The following is a 14,304-nucleotide window of genomic DNA, read 5'->3' as shown; positions in this document are numbered from 1 at the left end:
GGATCGCCCGGGCCGCCACACAGGATCAGGACCATGTTCCGCAAACTCGCCTCAGCCGGACTCGCGACCTTCATCATCGGCGCTGCGACCCTGGGCGCGGCAAGCCTCGCGGGAACGGGCTCCGCCGCGGCCTATGATGGCCGCTGGGATCGCCATCAGGATCGCCCGGCCTATGGCTGGCGCCCGGCTCCGCCCGCTTTCCATGGCTATTGGGGGCACCGTCAGTGGCGTCGCTTCGGCGAGGACAACCGGCGCTATGCTCGTCCCCGCCACTACGAGAGCCATGGCTACGGCTGGCGTTGATGTCGTGTAGCGACAGCCGGTAGTCGTGGCGCGGGCGCGGCACTTCCAGCCGCGCCCGTTTGCTATTCGGCAGCCGTGCGCTGGCTGTAGCCGAGCCGCTGGTTGAGTTCCTCGAGCAGCTTCTCGGCGGCATCGGCGATCACCGTGCCCGGCGGGAATATGGCGCTCGCGCCAGCTTCGATCAGCGCCTCGAAATCCTGCGGCGGGATCACGCCGCCAACGACGATCATGATGTCGGGCCTGCCTGCCTTGCCGAGCGCCGCCTTCAGTTCCGGCACCAGCGTCAGATGCCCCGCCGCCAGCGAGGAGACGCCGACGATATGGACGTCGTTCTCCACGGCCTGTCGCGCCGCCTCGTCCGGCGTCGCGAAGAGCGGTCCGATGTCGACGTCGAAACCGAGATCGGCGAAGGCCGACGCGATCACCTTCTGACCGCGGTCGTGCCCGTCCTGGCCCATCTTGGCGACGAGGATGCGCGGCCGGCGACCATCGGCCTCCTCGAACGCCTGCGTCATCATCTGCACGCGCGTCACCGCCGGATTCTCCATGCCGACCTCCCGCTTGTAGACGCCGGAGATCGACTTGATCTCGGCTCGGTGCCGCCCGAAGACTGTCTCCATCGCCATGGAAATCTCGCCGACCGTCGCCTTGGCGCGGGCCGCCTTGACCGCGAGATCGAGCAGGTTGGCGTCCCCGGCGGCACCATTGGTGAGCGCCGTCAGTGCGGCTTGCGTCTCGGCCTCGTTTCGCTCGGCCTTGAGGCGACGGAGCTTGTCGAACTGCTGGGTCCGGACCGAGGCGTTGTCGACCTTGAGCACGTCGATCGAGGCCTCGTTCTCCGGCTTGAAGATATTGACCCCGATGATCGCCTGTTGCTTGCCGTCGATGCGTGCCTGGGTCTTGGCGGCTGCTTCTTCGATGCGCAGCTTCGGAATGCCGGCCTCGATCGCCTTGGCCATGCCTCCGAGCGCCTCGACCTCCTGGATATGGTCCCAGGCCTTGGCCGCGAGTTCGGCGGTGAGCCGCTCGACATAATAGGAACCGCCCCAGGGATCGATGATCCGGCTCGTGCCGCTCTCCTGCTGCAGCAGGATCTGGGTGTTGCGGGCGATGCGCGCGGAAAAGTCGGTCGGCAATGCCAGCGCCTCGTCGAGCGCATTGGTGTGAAGCGACTGGGTGTGGCCCTGCGTCGCCGCCATCGCCTCGATCATCGTGCGCGGCACGTTGTTGAATACGTCCTGCGCGGTCAAGGACCAGCCGGAGGTCTGGCAATGCGTGCGCAGCGGCAGGGATTTCTCGTTCTGGGCGCCGAAATCCTTGACCAGCTTGGCCCAGATCAGCCTGGCCGCGCGCAGCTTCGCCACTTCCATGAAGAAGTTCATGCCGATGGCCCAGAAGAACGAGAGCCGCGGCGCGAAGACATCGACGCCGAGACCGGCCTGCTGCCCGGCGCGGATATATTCGACGCCATCGGCAAGCGTGTAGCCGAGCTCCAGGTCCTGCGTCGCTCCTGCCTCCTGCATGTGATAGCCGGAGATCGAGATCGAGTTGAATTTCGGCATGTTCGCCGAGGTATAGGCGAAGATGTCGCCGATGATCCGCATCGAGGGCGATGGCGGATAGATATAGGTGTTGCGGACCATGAACTCCTTGAGGATGTCGTTCTGGATGGTCCCCGAGAGCTTGGCTGCCGGCACGCCCTGTTCCTCGGCCGCGACGATATAGAGCGCGAGAACCGGCAGGACCGCGCCGTTCATCGTCATCGACACGCTCATCTGATCGAGCGGGATGCCGGAGAACAGCGTGCGCATGTCGTAGATCGAGTCGATCGCGACGCCTGCCATGCCGACATCGCCGCCGACGCGCGGATGGTCGCTGTCATACCCGCGATGGGTCGCGAGATCGAAGGCGACCGAGAGCCCCTTCTGCCCGGCGGCGAGATTGCGCCGGTAGAAGGCGTTCGAATCCTCCGCCGTGGAGAAGCCGGCATATTGCCGGATCGTCCAGGGCTGGTTCACATACATGGTCGGGTAGGGGCCGCGCAGATAGGGCGGCAGGCCCGGCAGGCTGTCGACGAAGGCAAGCCCGTCGCGGTCGGCGGCGGTATAGGCGGGCTTGACCGGGATGCCCTCCGGCGTCAGCCAGGGCTCGGCTGCCGAGGCCGGAAGCGGAGCTGCTACCGGGGTGCGATCCTCGAAGGCGAGCGTCGTGAAATCCGGGATCGCGGTCATGGCTTCCTCCCGTCGGTCCTGTCCCACCAATGGTGGAAATGATGCACCGGTCCATGGCCATGGCCAACCGGAACCTGGTCGGCGGCGGCGATGGCCGCCGAGATATAGGTCTTTGCCTGGCCGATCGCTTCAGGCAGTGCCAATCCCTTGGCGAGGCCGGATGCGATTGCCGAGGACAATGTGCAGCCGGTGCCGTGGGTGTTGCGCGTATCATGGCGCGGCGCGCTGAAGTGCTGGCGCTGGCCGCCCGCCAGGACCAGCAGATCCGTGCTGGTCTCGCCGCTGCCATGCCCGCCTTTCAGCAGCACGTTCTCGGCGCCGAAGCTGATCAGCCTTTCGGCTTGCTCGTCGATCGCCGCATCGCTGGTCGCCATCGCGGCGCCGAGTAGCGCCGCTGCTTCCGGCAGATTGGGCGTGACCAGGGTGGCGAGCGGAAACAGCAGGAGCCGGATGGCGTCAACGGCCTTGTCCTCAAGCAGGCGAGCCCCTGAAGCCGCGACCATGACCGGATCGAGCACGATGTTGCGGGCCTTGTGCCGCACCAGGCCCGCGGCAACCGTCTCGATCAGTTCGGCCGTGGCGAGCATGCCGATTTTCACCGCTGCCACGTCGAGATCGGAAAAGACGGCGTCGATCTGCTGGGCGACGAAATCGGCCGGCACGGCATGGATGGCGGTGACGCCGGTGGTGTTCTGTGCGGTCAGCGCGACAATGACGCTGGCGCCATAGACCTGATGCGCCGCAAAGGTCTTGAGATCGGCTTGAATCCCGGCGCCGCCGCTGGAATCGGAGCCGGCAATGGTAAGGGCGATGGGTGTCACGGCAATGCTCTCCAGATCAGGCGGCCGCGATCGCCTGCGCCTGTTCAAGCGTGGCGACGACATCGGCTCCCGCAAAAATGAACGCGGCTACGCCGGCCTGGTTCAACGCATGCTCGAGTTCGCCGGGCTTGCCGGCGAGCCAGACCGTTGCGCCCTGGGCGCGCAAGGCCTCCGAGGCGGCAACCGCCTCGGCCGCATAGCCGGGATCCGAGCCACAGAGGCAGGCGAGCCGTGCGCCCGAAGCCTGATAAGCCGCGACCAGCGCCGCCATGTCGGTCCCGCCATTGCCGGGGAAGCCGTCATGGCCGGGAGTCGACAGGCCACCGGCCTCGAACAGGTTCCGGGCAAAGCCGGCACGCGCCGTGAAGTCGGAGACGGGGCCCAGCGTCGCGAGGAAAACGGTCGGACGCGTGCCGCGCTCCTGCGTCAGCATATCCGCCTTGTCGCGAAGGGCCTCGAAAGCCTCCGCAAGCCGCGCCGAGGGGAGGGGGGCGACCTTCAGCCCATCCTGTTCTGGGGCCGTCGTGGCGTCGGCGCGCGTTGCGCCCTCTGCAAGCTTGTCGATCAGGGCCGCCTGGTTCTGATCGGCTGCCCTGGTCGAGGACGGCGACGATCCTGTCCGCTTGACCGGCGCAATCTCGAGCACCCTGACCGGAGCCTCCGCCAGATTCGGGAACTCGCTGGTCCCGGTGATCGGCTCGCGGCGGGTCGCGATGGCTTTGGCGCGGACGTCGCGCTGGCGGGCAAGGCCCTGCTGGACATGTCCATTGGCGAGTGCCGCGACGATGCCGGGCTGATCACCACTGGCTTCGCGCTCCAGATCCTGCAACTTGGTCCAGGCCTGTTCGCACAGCGCCTGCGTCAGAGCCTCAAAACCGCCGGCTCCCGCGGCAGGGTCGGCGACGCGCCAGAGATTGGCCTCCTCCAGCAGGACGAGCTGGGTGTTGCGGGCGACCCGGCGGGCGAAGCCATCGGGCAGGCCGAGCGCGGCGGTGAATGGCAGGACGGTGAGAGAATCTGCCCCGCCGATTCCGGCCGAGAAGGTCGCGACCGTCGCACGCAGCAGATTGACCCAGGGGTCGCGCCGGGTCAGCGAGCGCCATGCCGTCTCGGCGTTCAGCACCATGGGCTTGGGCTCAAGCCCGCAGGCCTGCTGCACGCGCTGCCAGAGCAGCCGCGCGGCGCGGAACTTGGCGATGGTCATGAACTCGTCGGTATCGGCGACGAGAATGAAGGACATGGCGTCGCGGGCCTGATCGAGGGGCATGCCGCCGGCTTCCAGCGCGCGCAGATAGGCAACCGCGGTCGCCATGGCCGCGCCGAGCTCCTGCGCCTCGGTCGCGCCAGCCTCATGATAGGGGCGTGCATCGGCCGTAAGGAACGGTCCGGCGAAGCCGCGCGCCTTCAGCGCTGCGATGGTTTCGACGAGGCGGCGACCGATCTCGGGCCAGGAGGCCGCGAATGCGCCCCGGCTGGCCAGGATGCCGACCGGGTCGAGTCCGAAGTCGATTGTCGTCGTCGCGGGGTCTATTCCACGACGTTCGACAAGCGCGGCAAGCAGCAGCGCGTTGATGCGGCCGCCCGCAGCGGGGTCGATCCTCAGGCTGATCAGGTCGAGCATCACGCCGTCGAGTGCGGCATCCAGCGCGGCGACATCATCGGCGACGAGCCCGTAGCCGCGGGCCGCGCGAGCGCCTGCAAAGCTGAGAACGAGGGAGTCCGCGCCGCCTTCGAGATCGGCCAGCGCCAGATCGCGCGCCTCAGCGGGGGAAGGATGGTCGACCCGCGTGCTGACATGCCAGCGCCCGGCCTGTGATCGCGACGGCCGCGCCTGCGGGCTGACTGCTGCATAGAGCGGCTCGATCCGGATGCCGTCTGCGGTTCGCGCGACGAGGCGCTTCTCGAAATCGGCGCCCTTCAGGACCTTGTCGACGGCTGCACGCCACTGCGCCTGATCGGGCCGCGGAAAGGCTTCCATGAAGGGCAGATCGGATATCGAGGCCGAGTTCATGCGCGCCGGTCTCCCTGCTTGCGGCATGCTGCAATTGCGAATGCGTGATGCCACGTGCGCAGACGCACCGCCATCCCTACTTCGTCCAACGCCGCGTGCGCAAATCCCAGGGCGAATCGAAAACGCCGCCCGGTGCCGGGCGGCGTTCGATACTCAAGCCGGAAACGGGATCAGACGAACTGGCCGAGCCCCGGAATCGCTCCGACGATCGCGCCCATCGCATCTTCGCCGGCTTTTTCGCGGCCGACCGCGAACATCTCCTTGGACACGCTCTGGATCTGGCCCATCGAGAGCCCGGCGCCCATCAACTGCCCGCCGAGCGCCATGACGCCACCGCCACCGCCACCGCCCATCAGGCCACCGACCATGCCCATCAGGCCGCCTTTGCCTCCATTGGCGGCATTGGCGAGCTCCTGTGCTCCGGGCAGGGCCGACATCAACTGCTCGATCTCGGCGGCCGGACCTTCCTTCTGCAGGAAGGCGAGGATGATGCCGATCGCCTTGCGGGCAAGGCCTTCATCGAGACCGGAAGCCGTCATGATGCGGGAGATCAGTTCATCCATGGATTTGTCCTCTTCAAGGGGTCGGCCTGCGCCGCTTGGCGATAGTTTACATATTTACGACCTGAATCAAACAGGGTTCAGGCTTCCGCCGGTCGGCCCGTTTCGCTACACCCGTCGCCTGACGCTTCGACAACAGCATAGGCGAATCTCATGGCGGATGACGGCACGATTCTGATCGGCAAGAGCTGGAAGCCCGAATCGCTCCTGCTCAAGCTCGCCAATCGTCACGGACTGATCACCGGTGCAACCGGCACCGGCAAGACGGTGACATTGCAGGTTCTGGCCGAAGGCTTCGCGCGCCACGGCGTTCCCGTCTTTGCCGCCGACATCAAGGGCGACCTGTCCGGCGTTGCCGCGCCGGGCGATTCCAAGCCGCCCTTCGTCAAGCGCGCCGAGGAGATCGGCGTGACCTACCAGCCCGACCAGTTCACCACCGTGTTCTGGGACGTGTTCGGCGAGCAGGGCCATCCCGTCCGCGCCACCATCTCGGAAATGGGCCCGCTGCTGCTCTCACGCCTGCTTGATCTCAATGATACGCAGGAAGGGGTGCTCAACATCGCCTTCCGCATCGCCGACGAGCAGAAGCTGCTGCTGCTCGACCTCAAGGATCTGCGTTCGATCCTCGCCTTCATCGCCGAGAACGCGCAGGCGCTGACGACGAAATACGGCAATGTCACCGCCCAGTCGGTCGGGACGATCCAGCGCGCCCTGCTGGTGCTGGAAAACCAGAAGGGCGATCTGTTCTTCGGCGAGCCGGCGCTCGACATCAACGACCTGATGCGGACCGACCGCGACGGGCGCGGCATCATCAACATGCTCGCGGCCGACAAGCTGATGGCCAATCCGCGGCTCTATGCCACTTTCCTGCTCTGGCTGCTCTCGGAGCTGTTCGAGCAGCTGCCGGAGGTCGGCGATCTCGACAAGCCGAAGCTGGTCTTCTTCTTCGACGAGGCGCACCTGCTCTTCAACGGTGCGCCGAAGGCGCTGCTGACGGCCGTCGAGCAGGTCGTCAGGCTGATCCGCTCGAAGGGCGTCGGCGTCTATTTCGTCACGCAGAACCCGCTCGATATCCCGGACACGGTTCTGGCCCAGCTCGGCAACCGCGTGCAGCACGCGTTGCGCGCCTTCACGCCGCGCGATCAGAAGGCGGTCAAGGCCGCCGCAGAAACCTTCCGCCAGAACCCGAAATTCAAGACCGAGGAAGCGATCACCCAGCTGGCGGTCGGCGAGGCGTTGACCTCGACACTGGAAGGCAAGGGCACGCCGACCATGGTCGAGCGCACGCTGATCGCACCACCCATGGCGCAGGTCGGTCCGGTCTCGCCGCAGGCGCGTGCCCAGTGCATGCGCGATTCCGGCTTTGCCGGGAAATACGACACCATGATCGACCGCGATTCGGCCTATGAAGAACTGATGAAGCGCAAGGGCCTGAACGGCGATGGTTCGCCGGTCGAAGCGTCGACCGGCGGCGGCGGCATCATGGATACGATCGGCGGCTGGCTCGGCGACGCGGTCGGCAATGGCGAGCGGCCGAAGACCGGTCCGGGCAGCCGTGGCGGACGGATTCCGCCAAGCATGACGGAGAAGATCATTACGTCGGCCGCCCGTTCGGCCGCCTCGACGATGGGGCGCCAGATCGGCTCGGCCATCCTGCGTGGGGTGCTCGGCTCGATGATGGGCGGGCGCAAATAACCCGCGACGCGGGGCAGCCATGCCGGCCGGCCTGCTGGCGCCGGCACCATGGCTTGTCATGATGATGCAACCTGAATCCGCTCATGCCTTGAGCCCATAGTGAGATCGAGCGACATGCCCAAGCTTCCTGCGATTCTCTCCCGCCTCGATGCCGAACTTGATGCCTCGCTGGCTCGGCTGGCCTCGTGGATTGCGATTCCGTCGATCTCCACCGATCCGGCCTATGCCGCCGATAGCCGCCGCGCCGCGCAATGGCTTCGGGATGATCTCGAATCGCTCGGCTTCAAGGCGTCGCTGCGCGAAACGCCCGGTCAGCCGATTGTCGTCGGGCATCGACCCAAGCCTGGCGCACCGCATGTGCTGTTCTACGGCCATTACGACGTGCAGCCGGTCGACCCGTTGACCCTGTGGGAAAGCGAGCCCTTCAAGCCTGTGGTCAAGGAGATCGCGCCCGGCCGGAAGGTCATCACGGGGCGCGGAGCCTGTGACGACAAGGGCCAGGTGATGACCTTCATCGAGGCCTTGCGGGCGACGCTGAAGGAAACCGGCGATCTTCCGGTCGGCATCACCATCCTGGTGGAGGGCGAGGAGGAGTCCGGCTCGCCCAACCTGCCGCCCTTCGTCGCGGCGAATGCCGAGGAACTGAAGGCGGATGTCGCGCTGATCTGCGACACCGGCATGTGGGACCGGGAAACGCCGGCCATCACCGCCTCGCTGCGCGGGCTGGTCTATCAGGAGGTGACGATCACCTGCGCCGACCGTGACCTGCATTCGGGGCTGTTCGGTGGTGCCGCCGCCAATCCGATCCATGTGCTCTCGAGCATTGTCGCGGCGCTCCGCGACGAGACCGGGCGGATCACCATTCCCGGCTTCTATGACGGTGTCGAGGAGCCGACCGCCGAGCAGAAGGCGGATTGGCAGGCGCTTGGCCTGACCGAGGCGGAATTCCTCGGGGGGATCGGCCTGAAGCGCTCGATCGGGGAGAAGGGTCGGATGCTGATCGAGCAGATCCAGTCGCGCCCGACCTGCGACGTCAACGGCATATGGGGCGGCTATATCGGCGAAGGCACCAAGACGGTGATCGCGGCCAAGGCTTCGGCCAAGATCTCCTTCCGCCTCGTCGGCAAGCAGGACCCGCAGAAGATCGCGGCGGCATTCCAGGCCTTTGTGCGGGCGCGGCTGCCGGCGGATGTCACGGCCGAGTTCATTGCGCATGGCGCCTCGCCAGCGATTGCCGTTCCGGTCGATTCGCTGGCACTGCTCAAGGCGCAGGCCGCGCTGACCGAGGAATGGGGTCGCAAGGCGGTGACCATCGGCTCGGGCGGCTCGATTCCGGTCGCCGGCGACTTCAAGCGCACGCTCGGCATGGATACGCTGCTCGTCGGCTTCGGCCTCGACGATGACCGTCTCCACTCGCCGAACGAGAAATACGACCTCTCCTCCTTCCACAAGGGCCAGCGTTCCTGGGCCCGCATCCTGCAGGCGCTCGGCGCATGAAATCGGTTTGTATCTTTTGCGGCTCCAACCCGGGCAATGACGAGGTCTATGCGGCCGGCGCCCGGGCCATGGGGGCCGAGATCGCTCGGCGCGGGCTGATGCTCGTCTATGGCGGCGGTGCTGTCGGCCTCATGGGAGTCGTCGCCAACGCGGCGCTCGCGGCCGGAGGCGAGGTCCACGGCATCATCCCGCGCGCGCTCCGCGAAAAGGAAATCGGCCATAACGGGCTGACCCGGCTCGAGGTGGTCGACACGATGCATACGCGCAAGGCGCGCATGGCCGAACTCTCGGATGGCTTTATCGCGATGCCGGGCGGCATCGGCACGTTCGAGGAGATTTTCGAGGTCTGGACCTGGGGCCAGCTCGGCATCCACACAAAGCCGCTCGGTTTCCTGAATATCGGCGGCTTCTACGACCCGCTTGCGACCTTCCTCGACAACACCGTCGAGGCGGGTTTCCTGAAGCAGAACCACCGCGCCATGGCGATGACGGACACCGAGCCGGCGACCCTGATCGAGAGGATGGATCAATATGTCCCATCCGCGACCTTCAAATGGGTGGAGAAGGACGAGACCTGAGCCTCCTTCCGCTCCTTGCGGGGTTTCGCCGCTCGGGTTGTGAACGTCTAACGCATCGAGCGGATCTGGCGGCAGGGGCGAAACTCGCCGTGCGAGCCGCCCGGTTCGGTTCAGCGCCCGAACCACCAGCTATAGCTGGCGCGCGGCGCGACCGGAGTTTCCTGTCGCCCGCCTTCGCCACGCGCAAGCAGCCGGCCGCTGGCCTCGGTGATCCAGGAGCGATGGTCGCTGACCGGCGTAATGGCGGTGAAGCCGCCGCAGATGCGCCTGACGCGCGCATTCAGTGGGCCGCTCGACCAGCTGACGATGCCGACCAGATCGCGCGAGGCAGCCGCGCCGCGCAGGACGGGACCGCCGGAATCACCACGGCAGGCACCGGCGCCAGGCGTCTCGCCCATGGCTTGCGTATCGACCGCGACCTTCACCGTGTTCGAGGTCGTGTAGTTTCCGGCATTGACGAGCGGTGTCTCGCGCAGCCGCCGCGCGGTGCGCTTGTTGTTCTCGGACGAGAGGCCATAGCCAGCCATCGTCACGGTCTCGCCCTGCCAGAGGCCGCTGCCAAGCGAGAGCGGCTCGATATCGGCGGGGAGGGGAGAGGCCAGCCGCAGAACAGCGAGATCGGTGCCTGGCTGGGTGCGCGGCGTGGTGCCGGGAACGAAGCTCGGATGCGGCAGGACCCCGATCACCGGATGGCTGCGCTCGCGAAAACGCGGGTCCAGGCTCACGACGCGGACGGCCCCGCCGCCCATCAGGCAGTGCGCCGCGGTCAGGACGAGTTCAGGGGCGATCGCCGCGCCGGAGCAGAGCTCGCCGCGGCTGGTCTCGACCCTGACCGTCCAGGCGCGCGGGCCGTCGACCCCTCGCGAGGCAGAACCACCAACGACGGCCGCCGCCGGCGAGGCAACCGCGCAAAGCGCAGCGGCAAAGGCAAGGATCGAAGCACGAGATATCATGGAGAAACCGCCGGATTCACTTTGCCACTCTATGGTCTGTTTCGAGCCAGTCCAGTGTTTCGATCAGCGACCGGTTGTCCAGGAAGCGCTCTCGCCCCATTGCGACAAGGTGCGATCGATCCAGTTTCTCTGGGGCGCGATCAGAACACCCTGGCTGAGCAGCCCGCAATTCCTGCCCTTCGGGCCGGTGGACCAGCTCGTCACGGCAATGACGCCGTCACTGCCTTGCCAGATCGGGCCGCCGGAATCGCCTTGGCAGGCGCCGGCGCCGGGACGGCTGCCGGCGCCTGCAGGGTCTGCCGCCCAGAGCAGGACCTTTCCCGGGCCATAGGGCTCGACCGTCGCCAGAATGGCGGAACGGTAGGTACCGGTCGTGCGGGCCTCTCCCTCCCGCGCGACCCCATACCCGGCAAGCATTATCTCCGAACCGGCGCGCGGCAGGCCACCGTCGATCAGGGTAGCGGGCGAGAAGCGCGAAGGGAGCGGTGCGGAGAGGCGCAGCAGCGCGAGATCAATCGAGCGGCGCCGGGCCGTGATCGCCTTCGCGTCGAAGCCGGGATGGAAGGAGACCGTGGCAGGAGCGATCAGCACGGGCTCGCCGCTGCCGTCCTTCCAGTGGATGCGCAGCTCGACGCCGCCATCGGCGCAATGTGCTGCGGTCAGGACCGTTCGTGATGACAGGACGATCCCGGTGCAGACGCCGCCGCGCGCATTCAGGACCATCAGCGCCGAAGCGGCCGAAGGACCGCCCTCGCGTCCGCCGAGCACGGCCAGGGCAGGCGTCGCCGCGAGCAGCGCGACGAGTGCGAGCCCGCCAAGACCAATCGAACCTCTGACGCTCATCGGATCTCCTCTCCTCGTGAGCCGGGAGCGATAGCGCGTCGAACCGCACAATTGAACCCGCAATCGGAGCGGCCCACGAAACCCGGTGCCCCCGACGCTTTGCGCACGCGAGCCGGATTCGCTCGCTGAGGCCGGTCTGGTGGCGATGCGGCCGACGAGGCGCGAAAATGCAGGACAGAAAATGCAGGACAGAAAATGCAGGACACTTGGATCCTGCTTCTGCAAACCGAGATTGAGATCGCTGCCGCACAGCTCCGCAAGGTTGTGGGCAAGGGGGAGGAATGGCGTGGACGGCTGGCAGTGCGCTGGCATATCCTGACGATACGCGAGCCGCCCATTCATGGCGTGTTCAGTTGCTCGGGATTAGCGAATGTCGATGATGCCCGTCGAAACGATCTTCGCCCTGACACTGCTTGCCCAACCTCTCCCGATTGTCACGATCGACAGCCAGGAGCCCATCTCCTGCCTGTCGGCGGACGAGATGCGCGATGCGGTGTCGGAAGGGCGGGTGATCCAGCCGGCCCAGGCCTCCAGGCATGCGCGCAACGCTGCGCCGGGCGAGGTCGTCCGTATCAGACTGTGTCGCCAGGGCGAAGATTTCGTCTATGTTGTAACGACGTTGAAGCGCGACGGTCGCGTGGCCCGCGTGACGCTCGAGGGCCAGTCCGGCAAGGTCTCAACCATTCGCTGAGCGGCAGCCTTCAGGCGAAGGCATCCGGCCCCGGACATCAAGACAGGAGTGAGCCGACGTGAGACTGCTCGTCGTCGAGGACGACAAGGACCTCAATCGCCAGATCGTGACCGCGCTGGAGAATGCCGGCTATGCCGTCGACAAGGCGTTCGACGGCGAGGAGGGTCTCTATCTCGGAGAGACCGAACCCTATGATGCAGTGATCCTCGATCTCGGCCTGCCGAAGGTCGACGGCGTGACTGTGCTCCAGGGCTGGCGCCGGGCCGAGAAGACCATGCCGGTGCTGATCCTGACCGCGCGGGATCGCTGGAGCGACAAGGTCTCGGGCTTCGATGCGGGCGCCGACGACTATGTCGTCAAGCCGTTCCATATCGAGGAGCTGCTGGCTCGCGTCCGGGCGCTGCTGCGCCGTGCGGCTGGCCATGCCACCTCGGAGCTGACCTGCGGCCCCGTGCGGCTCGACACCCGCGCCAGCCGGGTCGTCGTCGACGGCAATCCGGTCAAGCTCACCTCGCACGAGTACCGGCTGCTTGCCTATCTGATGCATCACCAGGGGCGCGTCGTCTCGCGTACCGAGTTGGTCGAGCATCTCTACGATCAGGATTTCGACCGGGACTCCAACACGATCGAGGTTTTCGTCGGCCGTCTCCGCAAGAAGCTCGGCGTCGAGATCATCGAGACCGTCCGTGGGCTTGGCTACATCGCCGCCGCGCCTGCCAAGGTCTGACGACCGTCCATGCCGGGCAAATCGCATCGCTATTCGCTCGGCGCCCGCCTTTTCCTGTCGGCGGCAGTGTGCTGCGCGCTGGTTCTGGCCCTTGCCGGTTTCGGCCTGACGACATTCTACCGACGCTCGGCCGAGCGCGGCTTCGACGAGCGGCTCAGCGTCTATATCAAGGAACTGGTCGCGGATCTCGCTGCTCCGCCGGAAACCGAACGCCAGGCGATCGGCGATCTCGGCGAGCCGCGTTTCGATCTGCCGCTGTCCGGCTGGTACTGGCAGATCGTCAGGCTCGACGGCGAAAAGCCTGTGGTGCGCACCTCGCGCTCCCTCGTCGGCGGGCAGTTGCCGAAGCTTCTCGACCAGCAACTGACGCCGAATGCGCGCGGCCTGCGCGAGAGCTATGTCTCGGGTCCGGACGAGAGAGACCTGCGCATCATCGAGCGCGAGATCGATGTCGGCGAGGATGGCCGCTTCACCGTCGGCGTCGCGGCGCCTGCTGACGAGATCGAGGGCGATATCCGTGATTTCCGCCTGGCGCTGACATTGACCTTCCTGCTCCTGGGGCTTGCGCTCGTCGCCTCGACCCTGATCCAGGTTCGCTTCGGCCTGCGCCCCCTCGTCAGGCTTGGCACCGCGGTCGGCTCGGTGCGGACCGGCGAGGCGGCCCGGATCGCCGGAAAATACCCACCTGATCTTGCCCCGCTGGCGGGCGAGCTCAATCAGCTCATCGATGCCAACCGTGAAATCCTGGAGCGGGCACGGACACAGGTCGGCAATCTCGCCCACGCGCTGAAGACGCCGCTGAGCGTGATGCTGAACGAAGCCGAGGCGAGCGACCCGCATCTGCCGCAGACGGTGCAGACCCAGGCCGCGATCATGCGTGACCAGGTGCAATATTATCTCGACCGTGCGCGGGCGGCCGCGCTCTCCGGGGCGCTCGGCAGCGTCACCGAGGTTGCACCCTCGCTCGATGCGCTGATCCGCACCTTCGCCAAGATCTCGCAGGGGCGTGGCATAACCGGCATGCACCACGTCCCGGCCCATGTCCGTTTTCGCGGCGAACGGCAGGATCTGGAGGAGATGCTCGGCAACCTGCTCGACAATGCGTTCAAATGGGCGCGCTCGGCGGTCGAGGTGAGCCTGGCACCCGAAGCCGAAGAAGGGCGGATCGCGCTGCTGATCGACGATGATGGTCCCGGGCTGCCGTCCGAGGCTTTGCTCGACGTGCTCAAGCGCGGCCGCAGGCTCGATGAGACGACGCCGGGCTCCGGCCTCGGGCTTTCGATCGTGGTCGATCTCGCCAAGCTCTATGGCGGCGAGGTCACGCTCGAGCGCTCTCGCCTCGGCGGGCTGCGAGCGCGCCTGCTGCTTCCTTCGGTTTGACGGTGCCGACGTGA

General features: G+C 66.6%; 13 protein-coding genes. 7 read left to right on the top strand and 6 right to left on the bottom strand.

The genetic code is table 11. The features are described from left to right. Window positions 1–33 precede the first annotated feature (33 nt). On the top strand, window positions 34–303 hold the full coding sequence (locus tag FG93_RS27630) for a hypothetical protein (protein ID WP_043241171.1): 270 nt from the start codon (window positions 34–36) through the stop codon (window positions 301–303). 62 nt (window positions 304–365) lie between these two features. Here FG93_RS27630 and scpA read toward each other — a convergent pair whose 3' ends face one another. The 4 genes from scpA to FG93_RS27610 form a co-directional block, all read right to left on the bottom strand. Beyond that, window positions 366–2,534: a methylmalonyl-CoA mutase gene (gene scpA, locus FG93_RS27625; protein WP_043241169.1), complete on the bottom strand. Its 2,169-nt coding sequence runs from the start codon at window positions 2,532–2,534 to the stop codon at window positions 366–368. Beyond that, a complete protein-coding gene (gene thiD, locus FG93_RS27620) occupies window positions 2,531–3,355 on the bottom strand; it encodes a bifunctional hydroxymethylpyrimidine kinase/phosphomethylpyrimidine kinase (protein ID WP_043241588.1) in 825 nt (274 codons plus the stop codon). The genes scpA and thiD overlap by 4 nt, the downstream gene beginning before the upstream one ends. Window positions 3,356–3,371: 16 nt before the next feature. Continuing rightward, entirely contained in the window at window positions 3,372–5,366 is a 1,995-nt protein-coding gene (locus tag FG93_RS27615) for a methylmalonyl-CoA mutase subunit beta (protein WP_244448754.1), read from the bottom strand. A 170-nt stretch (window positions 5,367–5,536) separates the two neighbouring features. Next, entirely contained in the window at window positions 5,537–5,929 is a 393-nt protein-coding gene (locus FG93_RS27610) for a DUF2267 domain-containing protein (protein WP_043241167.1), read from the bottom strand. 150 nt (window positions 5,930–6,079) lie between these two features. On the opposite strand from FG93_RS27610, the gene FG93_RS27605 reads away from it, so the two are divergent. The 3 genes from FG93_RS27605 to FG93_RS27595 all read left to right on the top strand — a co-directional run bounded on the left by FG93_RS27605 (window position 6,080) and on the right by FG93_RS27595 (window position 9,696). Further along, window positions 6,080–7,621 carry a helicase HerA-like domain-containing protein gene (locus FG93_RS27605; RefSeq protein WP_043241165.1) on the top strand — a complete coding sequence of 514 codons (1,542 nt, stop codon included), beginning with the start codon at window positions 6,080–6,082 and terminating at the stop codon, window positions 7,619–7,621. Between the two features lie 114 nt (window positions 7,622–7,735). Beyond that, window positions 7,736–9,118, top strand: a complete 1,383-nt coding sequence (locus FG93_RS27600) for a dipeptidase (RefSeq protein ID WP_043241163.1) — start codon at window positions 7,736–7,738, stop codon at window positions 9,116–9,118. Beyond that, window positions 9,115–9,696, top strand: coding sequence for a TIGR00730 family Rossman fold protein (locus FG93_RS27595; RefSeq protein WP_043241161.1), 582 nt, complete (start codon window positions 9,115–9,117; stop codon window positions 9,694–9,696). The genes FG93_RS27600 and FG93_RS27595 overlap by 4 nt, the downstream gene beginning before the upstream one ends. Window positions 9,697–9,806: 110 nt before the next feature. Here the strand turns inward: FG93_RS27595 and FG93_RS27590 are convergent, their stop codons facing one another. Next, the gene (locus FG93_RS27590; RefSeq protein WP_081881944.1) at window positions 9,807–10,649 is read right to left on the bottom strand and encodes a trypsin-like serine protease; all 843 of its coding nucleotides are present in this window, start codon (window positions 10,647–10,649) and stop codon (window positions 9,807–9,809) included. A gap of 63 nt (window positions 10,650–10,712) precedes the next feature. Next, complete coding sequence (locus FG93_RS27585; RefSeq protein WP_043241158.1) at window positions 10,713–11,492, bottom strand: trypsin-like serine protease; 780 nt, start codon at window positions 11,490–11,492, stop codon at window positions 10,713–10,715. A gap of 370 nt (window positions 11,493–11,862) precedes the next feature. Between FG93_RS27585 and FG93_RS27580 the strand changes: the two genes are divergently transcribed. From FG93_RS27580 to FG93_RS27570, 3 genes are read left to right on the top strand one after another with little or no spacing between them, the layout of a single operon-like run. Further along, window positions 11,863–12,183 carry a PepSY domain-containing protein gene (locus tag FG93_RS27580; RefSeq protein WP_052514284.1) on the top strand — a complete coding sequence of 107 codons (321 nt, stop codon included), beginning with the start codon at window positions 11,863–11,865 and terminating at the stop codon, window positions 12,181–12,183. Between the two features lie 58 nt (window positions 12,184–12,241). Then, window positions 12,242–12,910, top strand: coding sequence for a response regulator transcription factor (locus FG93_RS27575; protein ID WP_043241156.1), 669 nt, complete (start codon window positions 12,242–12,244; stop codon window positions 12,908–12,910). Between the two features lie 9 nt (window positions 12,911–12,919). Beyond that, on the top strand, window positions 12,920–14,290 hold the full coding sequence (locus FG93_RS27570; RefSeq protein ID WP_043241153.1) for an ATP-binding protein: 1,371 nt from the start codon (window positions 12,920–12,922) through the stop codon (window positions 14,288–14,290). The last annotated feature ends 14 nt before the right edge of the window (window positions 14,291–14,304 follow it).

This window comes from Allobosea sp. LC85 (assembly GCF_000735605.1).
Classification (GTDB): domain Bacteria; phylum Pseudomonadota; class Alphaproteobacteria; order Rhizobiales; family Beijerinckiaceae; genus Allobosea.
Note: the sequence above shows the minus strand (reverse complement) of the source record. Positions and strands in the feature narration are given on the sequence as shown.